The sequence below is a fragment of the Streptomyces sp. CNX435 genome (assembly GCF_059570575.1).
On the sequence record NZ_JCANTA010000015.1, the window covers coordinates 128,192 to 145,229 of the forward strand.

The window sequence follows — 17,038 nt, forward strand, 5'->3', positions numbered from 1 at the left end:
GAAAACGTTTCGAAAACTTGCCTTCGTAGAGCCTCGTGGGTGCAAGTTAGGTTTCGGGCGCGTGACTGTCAAGACATGTGTAACGTCGTTGTCGTACAAGGGCTGTGTGCGTAACCTCAGGCGGAGACGACTCCCGAAAGGAGCCCGACAGGCTCGAAAATATTTCGAGCCACGCGGCTTGAGTGCAGAGGAGGGCGCGATGCCCACGGCTGAATCCCCATCGGTCCCGGGCCGGGGCGTGCCCCGCTGGCAGGACCCGGCGCTCCCCGCGCCGGAGCGGGTGGACGCCCTCCTGGCCGAGATGACGGTGGCGGAGAAGGTCGCGCAGCTCGGCAGCCGCTGGGTCGGCAACGACACGGCGCGCGGGGGCGACGACGGCGACGGCCGGGGCGAGGGCCTGCGCGTGGCGCCGATCCAGGAGGTGTTCGAGTCCGGGGTTCCCCTGGCCGAGGCCGGCCGGCACGGTCTCGGCCACCTCACCCGGGTATACGGCAGCCGGCCGGTGACCGCGGTGGAGGGGGCCGCCGAACTCGTCAGGTCGCAGCACACGGTCGTGCAGGGCTCCCGGCTCGGCATCCCCGCGCTGGTCCACGAGGAGTGCCTCACCGGGTTCACCACCTACGGCGCCACGGTCTATCCCACGGCCCTCGCGTGGGCCGCGACGTTCGACCCGGATCTGGTGCGACGGCTGGGTGCCGCGATCGGGCGGGACATGCGGGCGGTCGGCGTGCACCAGGGTCTCGCTCCCGTCCTCGACGTGGTCCGTGACTACCGGTGGGGGCGCGTCGAGGAGACCATGGGAGAGGACCCGTATCTGGTCTCGATGCTCGGCGCCGCCTACGTCTCCGGCCTGGAGGGCGCCGGCGTCATCGCCACCCTGAAGCACTTCGCCGGGTACTCCGCCTCGCGTGCCGCCCGCAACCACGCACCGGCGCCGATCGGTCGCCGCGAGCTGATGGACGTCGTGCTGCCGCCGTTCGAGACCGCGATCGCGGTGGGCGGGGCCCGTTCGGTGATGAACTCGTACGCCGAGGTGGACGGGGTCCCGGCGGGTGTCGACTCCTGGCTGCTGACCGATCTGCTGCGCGGCGACTGGGGCTTCACCGGCACCGTGGTCTCCGACTACGGTGCGGTCGCGTTCCTCGCCGGCATGCACGGGGTGGCCGCGGACACCGACCAGGCGGGCGTACTGGCGCTCAGCGCCGGCATGGACGTGGAGCTGCCCGACACCCTGGGCTTCGGCCGCCACCTCGTGGACCGGGTCCGCCGGGGCGAGCTGCCCGAGTCCCTGGTGGACCGGGCCGCGAGCCGTCTGCTCACCCAGAAGGTCCAGCTCGGGCTGCTCGATCCCGGCTGGACGCCCGAGGGCTCGGTCGCCGGGGCCGCCGAGGTCGAGCTGGACTCACCGGAGAACGGGGAGCTGGCCCGGGAGCTGGCCGAGCGATCCGTCGTGCTGCTCGACGAGGGCAGCGCACTGCCGCTTCTCGGCGCTCCCGGCGCCGGGCGTACGGCGCCGGGCCGACTCGCCGTGGTGGGACCGTGCGCCGCCGACTCGCGCACCCTCATGGGCTGCTACGCCTTTCCCAACCACGTCCTGCCCCGCCACCCCGGCCTGGGCCTCGGCGTGGCGGCACCGACCGTCCTCGACGCGCTGCGCGCCGAACTGCCGGAGACCGAGATCGTCCACGAGCCGGGGTGCGACGTGTCCGGCGAGAACCGGTCCGGCTTCGCCACCGCGGCAGCCGCGGCCCGCGGGGCGGATCTGTGCGTGGCGGTGGTGGGCGACCGCGCGGGCAAGTTCGGCAAGGGTACGTCCGGTGAGGGCTGCGACGCCGAGGACCTGCGGCTGCCGGGCGTGCAGGCCGATCTGCTCGCGGAACTCTTCGCCACCGGGACCCCCGTGGTCGTGGTCGTGGTCTCCGGCCGCCCGTACGCCCTGGGCGAGGTGCACCCCCGGGCCGCCGGTCTGGTCCAGGCGTTCATGCCCGGTCAGCGAGGCGCGGCGGCGATCGCCGGGGTGCTGTCCGGCCGGGTCCACCCCGCCGGCAAGCTGCCGGTGCAGATTCCCCGCCGGCCGGGCGGTCAGCCCGGCACGTACCTGCAGCCACCGCTCGGCGGGAACACCCACGGCATCAGCAACATCGACCCGACGCCGCTGTTCCCCTTCGGATACGGCAGGTCGTACACCACGTTCGAGGTCGACGACCCGCGCGCGAGCGCGACCGAGATACCCACCGACGGCGAGTTCACGGTGTCGGTGCGGGTGCGCAACACCGGTGCCCGGGCCGGCCACGAGATCGTCCAGCTGTATCTTCGCGACGTCGTCGCCCAGGTGACCCGACCGGTCCGGCAGTTGGCCGGCTTCGCCGCGGTCCGGCTGGAGCCGGACGAGAGCGCGCGGGTCCGGTTCCACGTGCATGCCGACCGGACCGCGTTCACCGGCCGCGACCTGCGGCGGATCGTCGAACCCGGGGAGGTCGAGGTGCTCGTCGGCACCTCCTCGGCCGAACTCCCCTGCCGGGTTGCCGTACGGTTGACCGGCCCCACCCGTGCGGTCGGCCACGACCGGCGGCTCACCACGCCGGTGGACAGAGAGCTGGGGGAAACGGATGCCGACGGACGCTAGGCGTACGACGTTGGCGACCATCGCCCGGGCGGCCGGGGTCTCGGTCGCGACGGTGTCCAAAGTGGTCAACGACCGCACCGACGTGGCGCCGCAGACGCGCGCCCGGGTACTGGAACTGCTGCACCAGCACGACTACTTCGCACCCGTGTTCCGCCACGCCGAGGTGCCGCAGAGCGCGACCATCGAGGTGCAGTTCGCGGGCGCCCTCAGGCCGTATGTGGCCGAGGCGGTGGAAGGCATCGTCGACGTGGCCGCCGAGCTGGGCGCCTCGGTGGTGATCGGCAAGTCGTCCCATGCCCCGCACTGGGCCCGGGACCTGGTCACAGCCGGCCGCCGGGCCCTCATCGGGATCACCAGCGTCTACACCGCCGCGCACCTGAATGCGCTGGCCAAGGCCGGCCTTCCGGCGGTCGTGCTCGACCCGCTGCACCTGCCGCACAACCGGGTCAACAGCGTCGGAGCGACCAACTTCGCCGGCGGACTGGCCGCGACCCAGCACCTGCTCTCCCTCGGCCACCGCCGCGTCGCCCATCTCGGCGGACCGGCCACGGCCGCGTGCAACCAGGCCCGCACGCACGGCTACCGCGCCGCGATGGAGGCGGCGGGAGCACCCGTGCCCGCCGCCTACGTCCGGCCGGGAGAATTCACGTACCAGACCGGCTCGGCCGGCGCCGCGGCACTGCTGGACCTCGAAGAGCCACCGACGGCGATATTCGCGGGCAACGACGAGATCGCCCTCGGCGTCATCGAGGCCGCCCGCACCCGCGGCCTGCGCGTCCCCGAGGACCTGAGCGTGGTCGGCTTCGACGACGCGCTTCCCGCCCGGACGGCCTCGCCGCCGCTGACGACCGTTCGCCAGCCGCTGCGGGAGATGGGCGGTGTCGCCCTGCGCACCGCCCTCCGCCTGGCAGACGGCGAGAACGTGGAGTCCCACCACATCGAACTCGCCACGGAACTGGTGGTACGCGCGTCGACGGCACCGCCCGGCCCGCGTTCCGCAGCCGACGGGTGAACCGGAGGTCCGCACACGAGAAGACCCCAGCCGACGCGCGGCTGGGGTCTCTCGAAGCGGCAAGGCGATCACCGCCGGCCGTTCGGGTCAGGGCTGCAGCGTCAGAACGCCCGGCCGCCAGGGAAGCAGGTTGTAGTCGCCGCCTGCGGCGGGGTCCTTGCCCTGGTAGAGGAGCTGCAGGTTGCAGGGGTCGACGGTCATGGTCTGGTCGGGGTTCTCGCGGAGCAGGTCGCCGTGGCTGATGTCGTTGGTCCAGGTGGCACCGCTGTTGGCCTTGCCCGCGAAGGGACTGCTCTCGCTCGCGGCCTGCGGGGTCCACGAACCGTTCAGGCTGTTGGACGTGAACGAGCGGAAGTAGCGCCCGTTCGCACCGATCGCCTCGACGAGCATGAGGTACTGGTCCTGGTCCTGGAGCTTGTAGACCTGCACCCCCTCGAACAGGTTGTTCGTCGAGTCGGTCATGATCGTCTCATACGACGAGCCGAAGTTGCCCGGGAAGTTCCCGATCGGCATGCTCGCCCGGTAGATCCTGCCGTTGTCACCGGCGAAGAACAGGTACATGTTCTCGTCGTCGGCGATCAGGGTCTGGTCGATCGGGCCGGTGCCGGAGTCGGAGATGCTGCCGGTGAACAGCGCCTGCGGCGAGGACCAGCCGTTGGGGTCGGTGGGGTCGTTCGACGTGCGGTAGATGAAGGGCCACTGACCCCACTGGTAGGCCAGCACCCAGACGTCCTTGGGCGCGAAGTAGAACAGCGTGGGCGCCACCGCGGCCTGGTTCATCGCGTTCTGCCCCGCCGAACCCATGTCCGACCAGTCCCCGAAGGGACTGAACACCATCGAGCCGTACGAATTCCCCTCGAACTTCGTCCCGTAGACGAGATGCTGGCCGTCGTGCTTCACGGCGGTGAAGTCCTTGAGCGACACCCACCCGTTCGCGGGCTGCGCCAGCACACCCGACGACGACCACCGGTACGTCGACGGAAGAGCACACTGGCTGTCCGGGTCGGATGCGGCATCGCGCGAGGTGCCGCTGCCAGTCGCCTGAGCCGGGTCGGAGATGAGCGTCGGCGCCAACGCGGTCACTGCCGCAACCGCGGCGGCGAGTACCACGAACGGATGTCTGCGGCTGAAACTTCGGCTGCGCATGGGGGCCTCCTCATACTTGGGGCACGTCCGGGTGACGTCGAGATGTTCTTGATGTCGAACAAGCGTCGAAACAATCGGTCGATCTGGCTGAGAGGGAGCCGGCGGACGGCGTCAGCACTGTCGCATGATTCGCTGAATTGATCGAAACATTCGACAGCCCTGCTGTGGCGCCAGCCCCCGCTCCGCTGAAGCGGAAGCAGCCGCGGCGCGGGGCCCAGCACCCGCGCCGCAGCCTTCCCGCCCCGGGTACCGCACGGATCCCGGCTCGGGCATCCGCCCGGCGAGTCCGGGTGTCCGCCGGGCATCACATGGCGTTCCCGACGGTGCCCGCGGCCCAGCGGATGCCGCCGAGCAGATGGCGCCGGAAGTCCTCCTGGGCATACGACTCGGCGGTGTGCCCGCCGCCGGTGTAGAACGAGCGGCCCCCCGCGTACTCCTTGCACCACGCGATGGGGTGGTCGCCGTTCATGGTGCCGCCGCTGTAGCTGGACTCGTCAAGCGAGGCCAGCACCTGGACGTCGGCGCGGGGGTTGGCGCGGAAGTTGTACCACTCGTCCGTGCGCTGCCAGGTCGTTCCGAGGTGGGCGGTCGCGTCGTGCGTCTGGTCCTCGATGACGACCGTGGCGTTCTGGATCTGCGGGTGGGACTGGAAGTACGCGCCGACCAGTTCGCCGTACCAGGGCCAGTCGTACTCGGTGTCGGAGGCCGAGTGGACGCCGACGTAGGCGCCGCCGCCCGCGATGTACTCCTCGAACGCCGTCTGCTGGGTGGCGTCGAGCACGTCGCCGGTGGTGTGCAGGAACACGACCACCTTGAACCGCGCAAGGGCGTCGCCGGTGAACGTGGTGGCGTCCTCTGTGGCGGTCACCGCGAAGTCGTTCTCCGCCCCCAGCTCCCCGAGCGCGGTGATGCCCTCGTCGATGGAGTCGTGGCGGAAACCTGCCGTCTTGGAGAAGACGAGGACTTCGTACGGGTCCTGGGCAGCCGCGGACGAGCCCGAGTCCGGCAGCGGCAGCGCCCGGGCGCCCGGAGCCGCCACGATCGGCAGCGCCGCGACACCCAGGGCTCCGCCGAGGAGCCTCCGGCGGGTCGGGAGTTCAGACATGTGGATCTTCCTTTCTGTGGCGGTCTGGACGCCGCTCGGGTCGGTGCGGTGCCCGGCCTGGCGCCGGCTGGTCTCCGGGTGGCCTGCTGGTCGTGCCTGGTCAGCCCGCCTTCGTTGGTGACTCCGCGGCCCCGGAGGCGTTCTCGATGCGGTACAGGGCGCTGTTCGCGTCGCCCGTGTACCACGTCGTGCCGTAGTCCAGGACGTACAGGGCACCGTCGGGGCCGAAGGCCGCGTCCATCAACTGGGTGCCGGACCAGGGGATGTTGCCGATACTGCCGCGGCTGCCGTCGTCGTTCACCTCGATGTTCTTGATCCAGCGCCGGCCGAATTCCATGGCGAAGAAGTCACCGTCGAACTCCTGCGGCAGCTTCACCGCCGAGTCCAGGTCCGGGTCGTAGTTGTAGACGGGGCCGGCCATGGGCGACTCCGAGCCGCTGCCGAACTCCGGGACGGAGCCGCCGTCGTAGGGGATCCACGCCGGCTGGGACTGCGGGAGGGTGCCCTGGCCGGTGTTGCGCGGTGAGTTGTTGGCGGGCGCCGAGCAGTTGAACGCGGAGCCGGAGGCGCCGTTGGCGAAGTTGTAGTCGATGTAGGGCTGGTTGTCGCCGACGCAGTACGGCCAGCCGTGGTTGCCCGGTGCCGCCACCCGGGAGAACTCCACCATGCCGCCCGGACCCCGGCTGCCGGAGGCCGACCCGGCGTCGGGGCCGTAGTCACCGACGTAGACCACGCCGGTCTCCTGGTCGACGCTGATCCGGTACGGGTTGCGGAAGCCCATGGCGTAGATCTCCGGCCGGGTCTGCGACGTTCCCGGCGCGAAGAGATTGCCCTCCGGGATGTCGTACGAGCCGTCGTCGTTGACCTTGATCCGCAGGATCTTGCCGCGCAGGTCGTTGGTGTTGCCCGCCGACCGCTGCGCGTCGAACGCCGGGTTGCGGTTGCCGCGTTCGTCGATCGGGGTGTAGCCGCCGGAGGCATGGGGGTTGCTGTCGTCGCCGGTGGAGAGGTAGAGGTTGCCCTCGGCGTCGAAGTCGATGTCGCCGCCGGTGTGGCAGCACTGGCCGCGGTCGACCTCCACCTCGAGGACCGACTTCTCGCTGCCGACGTCGAGGGTGTTGTCCTCGTTCAGAGTGAACCGGGAGAGCCGGTTGACGCCCTTGAACCGCTCGAAGTCAGCGGCCGAGCCCTCGCTCGGTGCGTCCCCGGACGGAGTGTCGAGCTGGGGGGAGTAGTACAGGTAGACGAAGCGGTTGGTGGCGAAGCCCGGATCGACGCCGAGGCCCAGCAGGCCGTCCTCGTCGTGGCGGTAGACGGAGACGTTGCCCGCGACCTTCGTGTTGCCCTCCGGGTCGGTGACCCGCACGGTGCCGTCGCGCGAGGTGTGCAGCACCGAGCGGTCGGGCAGCACGGCCAGCGTCATCGGCTCGCCCATCTCGGCGGCCCCCTTGGCGAGCGTCACCTGCTGAAGCTGCGCCTGCCGGGTGTCGGCCTTCTCGGCGGGCTGGGCCGAGGCGGGCGACAGCACCACCACGGCGCCCGCGGTGGCGAGCAGCGGGCAGATCGCCGCCGCGAGAACTCCTCTGAACCGTCTGTGCATGTCGATCCTCCGTGGGGCAGTGGGTCGCTCGGTGCGGCCCGCCGGTCGGGTGGCGGGCCGCACGGCCGAGCGTGGTGAACGGGGGGTGGGACGGGGCGCCCTGCATCCGCGCGCCAAGCGGGGCCCTCCCGGGCGCCCCGCCCCGGTCCTGGTGAGACGGCGGTACGCCCGTCAGCCGGCGTTCAGCGCCTCCAGTACGGCGTTGTACGCCTCCTTCTTCTGGTAGTTGCTGTCGAACAGCAGCGGGGTGTCGTCGCCGCGCCAGGAGTACTTGTCGGTGATGCCCCAGGTGGTGATGCCGGTGCAGCGCTCGACGGCCATGCACGCCTCGGTGACCGTGCGGTACGCGTCGGCCTGGGCGCCGCCGGAGCCGCCGATGTCCAGCTCGGTGATCTGCACGTCGACGCCGAGGTCGGCGAAGCGCTGCAGGTTCTGCTGGTAGGTGCTGAGATCGGAGTTCGAGTCGAGGTGGGACTGGAAGCCGACGCAGTCGATGGGCACGTCGCGGGCGAGGAAGTCCTCGACCATGCGGTAGATGCCGTCGCTCTTGGCGTTGATGCCGTCGGTGCTGTAGTCGTTGTAGCAGAGGGTGGCGTCGGGGTCGGCGGCGTCAGCGGCGCGGAAGGCCTCTTCGATCCAGCCGTCGCCCATCTGCTGCTGCAGGTTGGACTGGCGGCGGCTGCCGTCCCCTTCGAACGCCTCGTTGACGACGTCCCAGGAGTCGATCTCCCCGGCGTAGTGGCCGGCGACCCCGTCGATGTGGTTGACCATCGCCTGGCGCAGGTTGTCGCCGGTCAGTCCCTGCACCCAGCCGGGCTGCTGGGCGTGCCAGACGAGGGTGTGGCCGCGTACGGACATGCCGTTTTCCTGGGCGTGGGCGACGAGCTGGTCGCCGCCCTGGAAGTTGAACTGGCCCTGGCTGGGCTCGGTGGCGTCCCACTTCATGACGTTCTCGGCGACGATGCTGTTGAACTCGGCGTTCAGCGTGCCGACGTAGTCGCTCTCGCCGAGCAGGTTGGGGGCCACGGCGGCGCCGTAGTACCGGCCGCTCTCGGCCGCCGAGGCGCCGAGCGTGTCGGCCGCCTGGGCGCTGCCGGAGAACGTCAGAAGCCCGGCTGTCGCCAGCCCGGCGGACGTCACGGCCGTGATGACCGCCGACCAGGCCCGGCGGCGCGTGCGCCGCCGGCGGGAGGTGCTGAGCATGACTTACTCCTTGTGTTCCGGTGGAGGGTGACAGGTGCCGTCCGGCTGCTGTCCGGAAGCGGTGCCGAGGGTCCGGTGCGGCCGGGGCCGCACCGGACCCGGTGGTTCATTCGAGGACGGCTTCCCAGTTGGTGCCGGGCGCGGTGGCGCCCCCGGGGAGGCGTTCGAGGGCGTCGGTGTCGCCGTACAGGCTCCAGCGGAACCAGTCCACGAGGGTGTTCTGGGTCTGGTCGAAGGTCGGGAAGCCCGGGTTGAGGTAGGCGGCGTGGTCCGCGCCGAGGTGGGTGAGGAACGCCTTGGGGGCGGACAGCTCCTCGTATGCCTGGCGGGCCAGGCTGTACTGGCAGGTGGGGTCCTGGTCGCCGTGGATGAACAGCACGTTGGCGTCCAGCCCCGCCGGGTCGCCCATGTCCACGCAGGCGACCGGGACGGCGGCTTTGATCCGGTCGTCCGGCCAGTTGGTCAGCAGGCCGTGGGTGGTCATGCCGCCCATCGAGTGGCCGGAGACGCCGACGCCGGCCGCGGTGTCGATCTGTCCGGCGAAGGGGCTGTCCGAGGCGTCGTTCAGCGCCAGGGTCTGGGTGATGACCTCGGAGACGTCCTTCGACCACTCGCCTCCGTACACGGAGCCTATGTTGGTGTTGTCGCTGATCGAGGGGGCGGGGCAGATGAAGCCGGCGGACGCTATCGCGTGCGTCTGCGAGGCGTAGGAGTCGGAGTTGCCGTACGCGCCGTGGTTCCAGTGGGCGATGGGGAACACGCCGTCGGCGAGCGGGGCGTCGGGTACGGGGTTGCCGCCGGGGGAGCCGGTGGCCGGGTAGAAGATCTTGGTGAAGATCGAGCGGCCGCCGCGGCTCCAGTTGAACTGCCGCACTCCGATGGCGAAGTCCTGGGTCGGTGCGGACCGGGAGAGGACGGGCAGGTGAGCCGGGCGGCCGGCGGCCGGTGCGGCGCCGAACAGCGAGGAGGCGCCTGCCGTGCCGGCGACACCCAGGCCCAGCAGGGCACCCATGGCCTTGCGCCTGTTCATGGACATACGAAGACACTCCTGTGTGGGGGAAGGGATCCGTGGGGCGGACGCCGTGGCGCGATGCGCCCGGCGGCCGGGGAGGTTCAGCAGCCGTCGGTGGTCAGGGTGGCCAGCCCCAGGCGCCAGGGGAGCTGGGAGTACTCGCCGCCGGCGTTGGGGTCCATGCCCTGGTAGAGGAGCTGGAGGTTGCAGGGGTCCAGGGTCATGGTCTGGTCGGGGGTGGTGCGGATCAGTTCGCCGTGGCTGATGTCCTTCGTCCAGGCGTTGCCGCCTTCGAAGGTGACGTTGTTGCTGCGGGCGAACGGATTGGCCTCGGTGTCGGCGAGCGGCTGCCACTGGCCGCCCAGGCCCTGGGAGGTGAAGGAGCGGTACCAGCGGCGGCCGTCGCTGCCGATGGCCTCCCAGATGAGCAGGTAGGTGTCGGTGTCCGCGACGCGGTAGACGGCGCCGCCTTCGAAGAGGTTGTTCTTGGTGTCCGACAGCACGATCTCGGTGTCGCCGAAGCCGCCGGGGAATTCGGCCACGGTGGTCTGGGAGCGGTAGACGTGGCCGTTGTCGTCGGCGGAGAACAGGTAGCAGTTCGTGTCGTCGCAGATGACGTAGAAGTCGAGCCAGTAGCCGTTGCCGATGTTCTCTTCGACGATGTCCGGCACGCTGTCCATGAAGTTCCGCGGGGCCGACCAGCTGGTGGGGTCGTCGGGGTCGGTGGTCGTGGAGAACGAGGGCAGGCCCGTCTGGTAGACGAGGTACCACTCGTCCTTCGGGGCGAAGTAGAAGGCGTGCGGTGCGGCCCGGTAGCCGGTGCCGACGCCGGAGGCGGTCTCCAGGTCGGTCTGCGGGGCGTCGGCGGCCTGGGACCAGTCGTCGAAGCTGGTGTGCGCCAGGCCCCAGTCGCCCGAGGTGTCGACCCTGGTGAAGAAGACGTGCCAGGTCCCTTCCTGGTCCTGGACGACGGACGGGTCCTTGGCCGCGACGGAGTTGATGTTCGCCTGGGGTGAGATCACCGGCCCGCCGGAGGACCACTGGAAGCTGTCCGGCAGTTCCTGCTGGGCGGTGGCCTGCCCGGCCTCGGCCGGCGTGGGCGCGCGGAGGGGAGCGGACTCGGCGGGGACGGCGAAGGACGCCAGTGCCAGTCCGAAGAGGATGGCCACGGCTGCGCGTATCGGACGCGAGCGGCGGCGGTGGTTCGACAGAGGCATGGGGGGTTTCTCCATCGCGGCTCAACCGGGGGCCCGCCACGCGGCGTCGTGTGTGCGCGGGGAGAGCCTCCGGAACGAAGGAACGGGCTGTGCGCGTGCTGCCGTGCGGTGGCCTGCCGAATCCAGCAGGCCCAAGAGGCCCCGAGCGTTCGATATACCGAACTATGGTCGAACTCTCAGACATGGATGATTGGGCGGTGGCGGCTGCGCGTCAACCCCCTTCGCTGAATGATTTCGGCTTCAGGGGCGAAAATTTCGAGCGAATTACCGGTCGGCAGCGAGGTCGCGCGGGAGGCGCCTCAACCGGAACACACCTCATGAGTCGATCACCTCACGCAGGTAGGGGATGGTCTGCGGCCCCTCGGGCAGCACGCACAGACGGGCTGCGGGGCCGGCGGAGGCCAGCGTCTCGGCAACGGCCGCGGTGACGTCGTCGGTCTGGTCGAGATGGGCGGCCGCGAGGTCGGCGACGGAGAGGCCGTCGGTGTGCATGACGACCCGGCAACGCGCCAGGATGGCGGCCTGGATCTGCACCTGCCACTGGTCGGGCACGGTCTCGGTGCGGGCGCTGATGGCGTCCAGCAGCGCCTGCGGGGACGGTGCGGAGGAGAGGACCTCGCGGTAGGAGCCGTGGTCGGGGAAGCCGTCGCGGCATTCGGCCGCGCAGATGATCGTGCCGCCCGGACGCACCACCTGGTACGCGGCGGACATGCCCTTGACCGCCTGGTAGAGGTTCTGGTCCAGCGGAAAGCCGGAGTTGGTCGTGACGACCACGTCGTAACGGGCGTCGACCGGGCGCATCGCCGTACGCGCGGCGTGTGCGGTGGCGGCGGCGTGCATGGCCGGCAGGTCCCCGCCGAAGGCGGCGGCGATCTCCTGGTCGCGATTGAGCACGACGTCGAGCGCGAACGTCACGCCGGTGGCGTCGGCGATCGCGCGCACGTCGTCATGGACCGGGTTGCCGTGCGTGATGCCCCACGTCGCGCGCTCGTCGGCGATGCGGGTGGCGTCGTGCAGGACCAGGACCGTCTCCAGCGCGGCGAGCCCCGGCGCAACCAGCTTGGGCCCGCCCGAGAAGCCGGCGAAGAAGTGCGGCTCGACGAAGCCGGTGGTGATCCGCACGTCCGCCGCGGCCCACTCGCTGTTGAGCCACACCGGCACGCCGGCACCGTGGACGCCCATCCAGGTGAGCCGCGTGCGGTCGAACGCGTCGTGGTTGACGATCCGCACGGTGTCCACGACGGCATCACCGAACATCCGGCGCAGCTCGGCGTCGGTGTTGCCGCGGTGCGTACCGGTGGCGACCAGGATCACCACGTCCTCGGGCCGGACGAGGCCGTCGAGTTCGGCGAGGAGGGCGGGGATCACCAGGTGCCGCGGTTGCGGACGGGTGCCGTCGCAGGCCGAGATCGCCACCGTCTGCCCGGGGCGCACCCGCTCGCGCAGCGGCGGTCCGGCCACCGGCTCGCGCAGCGCGGCCCGCAGCACGGCCAACGGATCACCTGCTCCGGGCTGATGCGCGGGCGTGACGACCGTGGCCGTGTCCGGGACCTCGATGCCGAGCCCGTGCTCACCGTATGCCAGTTGCACTCTCACATGCCGGCCTCCGGGTGCGGCGCGACCTCCGCGGCCGGCGTGAGATGCCTGCGGAGCCACGCTTCGGTGGTGCTGACGTGGATGAGCGCGGCGGCCTGGGCAAGCGCGGCGTCTCCGGCGGCCAGCGCGTCGTAGATCTCCTGGTGCTGGGCGAGCGTCCGGTCGGCGACGTTCCCGTCGACCATCCCGCGCCAGACCCGGGCCCGTACGGTACGACCGGAGATGCCCTCCAGCAGGCTCGCCAGTGTCTGGTTGCCGGTGGCGGAGACGACGGCCTGGTGGAAGGCCACGTCGTGCTTGTTGAGCAGTTCGACGTCGTCCCTGGCCGCACGCATGGCGTCCAGGTGTCCCGCCACCCCGGCGAGTTCGTCGGCCGAGATGCGGGTGGCGGCCAGTCCGGTGGCGACCGGCTCAAGGAGCCGGCGCACTTCGGTGAGCTCCAGCAGGGTGTCGCCCTGGAGCAGTTCGACCGCGGAGCCCAGTCCTTCGAGCAGCACCCTGGGTTCCAGCGTGGTGACGTACGTGCCGTCGCCCCTGCGGATCTCCAGCACTCGTGCGACGACCAGCGCCTTGACCGCCTCGCGCATGAGCCCCCGCGACAGGCCCAGCTCCGCGGCCAGTTGCTGCTCGGGCGGCAGCTTCGCGCCCGGCGGAAGTTCGCCCGAAGTGATCAGCTCCCGAATGCGCCTGATCGCCTTGTCGGTCAGTGACATCGCTCGGCCTCCAGCCTCGGCTGTGTGTCCGGCACGCCCCGCGATCACCGGTCTTCGGGGTAGTGCGAAGCACAATACATGTGATGTCTGGGTTGTCGAGCCGTCGATGGGGGGCGATCTCTCGGGGGGAGAGGTCTGACGTATCACGTGTGTAAACACCCGCTATGCACCTTTTATGCAGCCGAAGTTTGCGTGAGAAGGGTTGCGTGGGTGCCCGTGGACATTTAACGTCTCCGGCGTGTCACGGCCGATGAGGCAATCGGCGGACCGGAGATGGCCGGCAGTGAGAGACCGGCTCCGGGTCGGCCCTCGGCGACGGACCCCTTCCCGACGGCGACCGCCGCGACTCCGCCGGGACTCAGTGGAGGACCAGGATGCGGAGACTGACCCGCAGGCACATGATCAGGCTCGGCGCGGCGGGTACGGGCGCCGTCATGATGCCCGTTCCATGGACGGCGGCTGCCCGTGCCGACGCGACCGCACCCCCGGAGGTGCGACAGGTCGACGACTTGGCGCTGTGGTACGACGAGCCGGCCGGCTCGGACTGGCTGCGCGCGCTGCCGGTCGGCGCCGGCCGCCTCGGCGCCATGGTCTTCGGCAACGCCGACACCGAGCGGCTGCAGCTCAATGAGGACACGCTCTGGGCGGGCGGGCCGTACGACCCCGCCAACCAGGCGGGCGCGGGCGCGCTGCGGGAGATCCAGGAACTGGTCTTCGGTGATCAGTGGGGCCAGGCGCAGTCTCTGATCGACCGGAGCATGCTCGGAAAACCGGCCGGAGAGCTGGCGTACCAGCCCGTCGGCGACCTCAGGCTCGCCCTTCCCGGCACGAGCGGGACGTCCGAGTACCGACGGTGGCTCGACCTCACCACCGCCACCGCCACCGTGACCTACGTGGCGAACGGTGTGCGGTTCCAGCGCGAGGTGATCGCCAGCGCACCGGACCAGGTGATTGTCATGCGCCTGACCGCCGACGCGCCCGGCTCGATCGCGTTCTCGGCCACGTTCGCCAGCCCGCAGAACGCCTCGGCGTCCAGCCCCGACGGCACGACGATCGCGTTGGACGGCATCTCCGGCAGCATGGAGGGCATCGCCGGTTCGGTCCGGTTCCTCGCGCTGGCCAGGGCCGTTGCCGAGGGAGGCACGGTATCCAGCTCGGGTGGCACGCTCCGGGTGGCCGACGCCGACAGCGTGACGCTGCTGGTCTCCATCGGCACCAGCTACGTCGACTACCAGAACGTGAGCGGCGACCACCAGGGCATCGCCCGGCAGCACCTCGACGCCGCACAGGGCAGCACGTACGACGAGCTGCGCAGCCGGCACGTGGCCGACTACCAGGAGCTGTTCGGGCGGACGACCATCGACCTCGGCCGTACCGGAGCGGCCGACCAGCCGACGGACGTCCGGATCGCACAGCACAACAGCGCCGAGGACCCGCAGTTCTCCGCCCTGCTCTTCCAGTACGGCCGCTACCTGCTGATCTCCTCCTCGCGGCCCGGCACCCAGCCGGCCAACCTCCAGGGCATCTGGAACGACCAGATGGCCCCGCCGTGGGACTCGAAGTACACCCTCAACGCCAACCTGCCGATGAACTACTGGCCGGCCGACTCGACGAACCTCTCGGAGTGCTACGAGCCGGTGTTCGACATGATCGACGACCTGACGACGACCGGCGCCCGCACGGCACAAGTGCAGTACGGCGCCGGAGGCTGGGTCACACACCACAACACCGACGCGTGGCGGGGGACCTCGGTCGTCGACGGGGCGTTCTGGGGCATGTGGCAGACCGGCGGGGCCTGGCTCGCCACCCTGATCTGGGACCACTACCAGTACACCGGCGACGCCGATTTCCTGCGGGCCAACTACCCCGCGATGAAGGGCGCCGCGCAGTTCTTCCTCGACACGCTGGTGGCGGAACCGAAGCTGGGCTGGCTGGTCACCAACCCGTCGAACTCGCCGGAGCTCGCCCACCACCCGGACGCGTCCGTGTGCGCGGGACCCACCATGGACATGCAGATCCTGCGCGACCTGTTCGACGGCTGCGCCCGCGCCGGCGAGATCCTGGGCGTGGACGCCGACTTCCGCACCCAGGTCCTGGCGGCCCGGGAGCGCCTGGCGCCGACGCGGACCGGCTCCCGCGGCAACATCCAGGAGTGGCTGTACGACTGGACGGAGACCGAGCCTGCCCACCGGCACGTCTCGCACCTCTACGGTCTGCATCCCAGCAACCAGATCACCAAGCGCGGCACACCCGAGCTGTTCCAGGCCGCCCGCCGGACCCTGGAGCTGCGCGGTGACGACGGTACGGGCTGGTCGCTGGCCTGGAAGATCAACTACTGGGCGCGGCTGGAAGAGGGCGGCAGAGCCCACGACCTGATCCGCGACCTCGTGACGCCGGAGCGGCTCGCGCCCAACATGTTCGACCTGCACCCGCCGTTCCAGATCGACGGCAACTTCGGCGCGACGTCCGGCATCGCCGAGATGCTGCTGCACAGCCACCACGGCGAACTGCACCTGCTGCCCGCACTGCCGCCGGCCTGGCCGAACGGGAGCGTCGAGGGCCTGCGCGGGCGCGGCGGATACACCGTCGGCGCCGCATGGACCGGCGGCCGGGCCACGCAGCTCTCCCTCACACCCGACCGCGACGGGGCGGTGAAAGTCCGCAGCCAGCTGTTCGGCGGTGACTACGAGCTCCTCGACCTGACCGGCGGCGAGCCCGTCCAGCACGAGCAACCCGAGCCGGATCTCATCGAGTTCGCCGCTCAACCGGGGCACACGTATCGTGCGAATGCCCTGGGATCGCGGCGCGGCGGAGACGGCGCGTGATCGCCCGCTCGCCCGCCCGCGGACGTGGACCACCGCGGCAGCGCCGGCCCTGCCGGGAGAGATCGCTAACGGTCCAGCCGCACCGGGTCACCCGGTGCACTGCGGCGGACGAGCCAGGCTTCGGTGATGTGGGTGAACATCGCCTCGGCGGCGCCGCCCGGATCGTGAGCGGCGATGCGTTCGTAGATGCCGCGGTGGCCGCGGTTGGACGCGACGCACATGCGACGCTCCGGATGCCCCATGTACCGGGCGGTGTTGACGACCTGACTCTCCAGGGCGCGAACCACCGCTCGAGCGATACGGTTCCCTGATGCCTGCATGATCACGTCGTGGAAGGCGCGGTCGTGCTCGGCGTACGTGACGTGGTCGCCGACCAGCTCGTCCATCCGGTCCACCAGCGTGCGCAACTGGTCGACGACATCCGCGGTGGCCAGCCTGGCGGCGACGTTCGCCATGTCGGACTCGAGCAGACGCCGCGTGACGACGAGGTCGTCGAGGATCTCCAGGCTCTCGTCCTGGGCGATGCTCGCGGTCAGGACCTGCTCGTCGAGCATGTTCCACAGCGCCGGTGCGGTCACGGTGGTGCCGGAGCCCTGGCGGACCTGCACCAGTCCCTTCTCCTGCAGCACCTTCACGGCTTCCCGTACGACGGTCCGGCTCACGGCGAAGGTCTCGCAGAGAGCGGGCTCGGGGGGCAGCGGCGTTCCCGGTGGGTGTTCCCCGCGGACGATACGTCCCACGAGTTCGGCCGTGACCGCTCTCGCCAGGCTCGCCGGTCGTTGCGCCCAGGTGGGAGGCGGGGAACTGCTCTGGGCGGCTGGCTGGGATGTCGTCATAGTTCCTCCGGCGGCCCCGCGACGACGCGGCGCCATGACTAGGCGGTCATCATACCGGCAAGGCATTGACCTAATACGTCATACGAGTTACGTTTCCGAGCTATCGGCGATGGCCCGCCGTTTCCCGGCAGCAACGGAGAGTGATCG

General features: G+C 70.5%; 9 protein-coding genes and 3 pseudogenes. 3 read left to right on the plus strand and 9 right to left on the minus strand.

What is annotated here, in order from left to right; translation table 11 throughout:
• Positions 1 to 199: 199 nt before the first annotated feature.
• Positions 200 to 2,626 carry a glycoside hydrolase family 3 N-terminal domain-containing protein gene (locus tag T328_RS23695; RefSeq protein WP_496498163.1) on the plus strand — a complete coding sequence of 809 codons (2,427 nt, stop codon included), beginning with the start codon at positions 200 to 202 and terminating at the stop codon, positions 2,624 to 2,626.
• The gene (locus tag T328_RS23700) at positions 2,610 to 3,638 is read left to right on the plus strand and encodes a LacI family DNA-binding transcriptional regulator (RefSeq protein WP_496498164.1); all 1,029 of its coding nucleotides are present in this window, start codon (positions 2,610 to 2,612) and stop codon (positions 3,636 to 3,638) included. The genes T328_RS23695 and T328_RS23700 overlap by 17 nt, the downstream gene beginning before the upstream one ends.
• Positions 3,639 to 3,725: 87 nt before the next feature.
• Here T328_RS23700 and T328_RS23705 read toward each other — a convergent pair.
• From T328_RS23705 to T328_RS23740, 8 genes and pseudogenes are all read right to left on the minus strand, one after another.
• Positions 3,726 to 4,637 (minus strand): annotated as a pseudogene (locus tag T328_RS23705) (non-reducing end alpha-L-arabinofuranosidase family hydrolase); the annotation flags it as partial.
• A 472-nt stretch (positions 4,638 to 5,109) separates the two neighbouring features.
• A pseudogene (locus T328_RS23710) lies at positions 5,110 to 5,889 on the minus strand (ThuA domain-containing protein); the annotation flags it as partial.
• 130 nt (positions 5,890 to 6,019) lie between these two features.
• Positions 6,020 to 7,489: pseudogene (locus tag T328_RS23715) on the minus strand (PQQ-dependent sugar dehydrogenase); the annotation flags it as partial.
• Between the two features lie 171 nt (positions 7,490 to 7,660).
• Positions 7,661 to 8,692: an endo-1,4-beta-xylanase gene (locus tag T328_RS23720; RefSeq protein ID WP_496498165.1), complete on the minus strand. Its 1,032-nt coding sequence runs from the start codon at positions 8,690 to 8,692 to the stop codon at positions 7,661 to 7,663.
• A 106-nt stretch (positions 8,693 to 8,798) separates the two neighbouring features.
• Entirely contained in the window at positions 8,799 to 9,728 is a 930-nt protein-coding gene (locus T328_RS23725) for a poly(ethylene terephthalate) hydrolase family protein (RefSeq protein ID WP_496498166.1), read from the minus strand.
• A gap of 77 nt (positions 9,729 to 9,805) precedes the next feature.
• The gene (locus T328_RS23730; protein WP_496498167.1) at positions 9,806 to 10,921 is read right to left on the minus strand and encodes a glycoside hydrolase family 62 protein; all 1,116 of its coding nucleotides are present in this window, start codon (positions 10,919 to 10,921) and stop codon (positions 9,806 to 9,808) included.
• 315 nt (positions 10,922 to 11,236) lie between these two features.
• The gene (larA, locus tag T328_RS23735) at positions 11,237 to 12,511 is read right to left on the minus strand and encodes a nickel-dependent lactate racemase (protein ID WP_496498168.1); all 1,275 of its coding nucleotides are present in this window, start codon (positions 12,509 to 12,511) and stop codon (positions 11,237 to 11,239) included.
• 2 nt (positions 12,512 to 12,513) lie between these two features.
• Entirely contained in the window at positions 12,514 to 13,230 is a 717-nt protein-coding gene (locus T328_RS23740; RefSeq protein ID WP_496498169.1) for a FadR/GntR family transcriptional regulator, read from the minus strand.
• Positions 13,231 to 13,604: 374 nt separating this feature from the next.
• Here T328_RS23740 and T328_RS23745 point away from each other — a divergent pair, with 374 nt between their 5' ends.
• Complete coding sequence (locus T328_RS23745) at positions 13,605 to 16,055, plus strand: glycoside hydrolase family 95 protein (protein ID WP_496498170.1); 2,451 nt, start codon at positions 13,605 to 13,607, stop codon at positions 16,053 to 16,055.
• A 65-nt stretch (positions 16,056 to 16,120) separates the two neighbouring features.
• Here the strand turns inward: T328_RS23745 and T328_RS23750 are convergent, their stop codons facing one another.
• Positions 16,121 to 16,891: a FadR/GntR family transcriptional regulator gene (locus T328_RS23750; RefSeq protein WP_496498171.1), complete on the minus strand. Its 771-nt coding sequence runs from the start codon at positions 16,889 to 16,891 to the stop codon at positions 16,121 to 16,123.
• Positions 16,892 to 17,038: the final 147 nt, after the last annotated feature.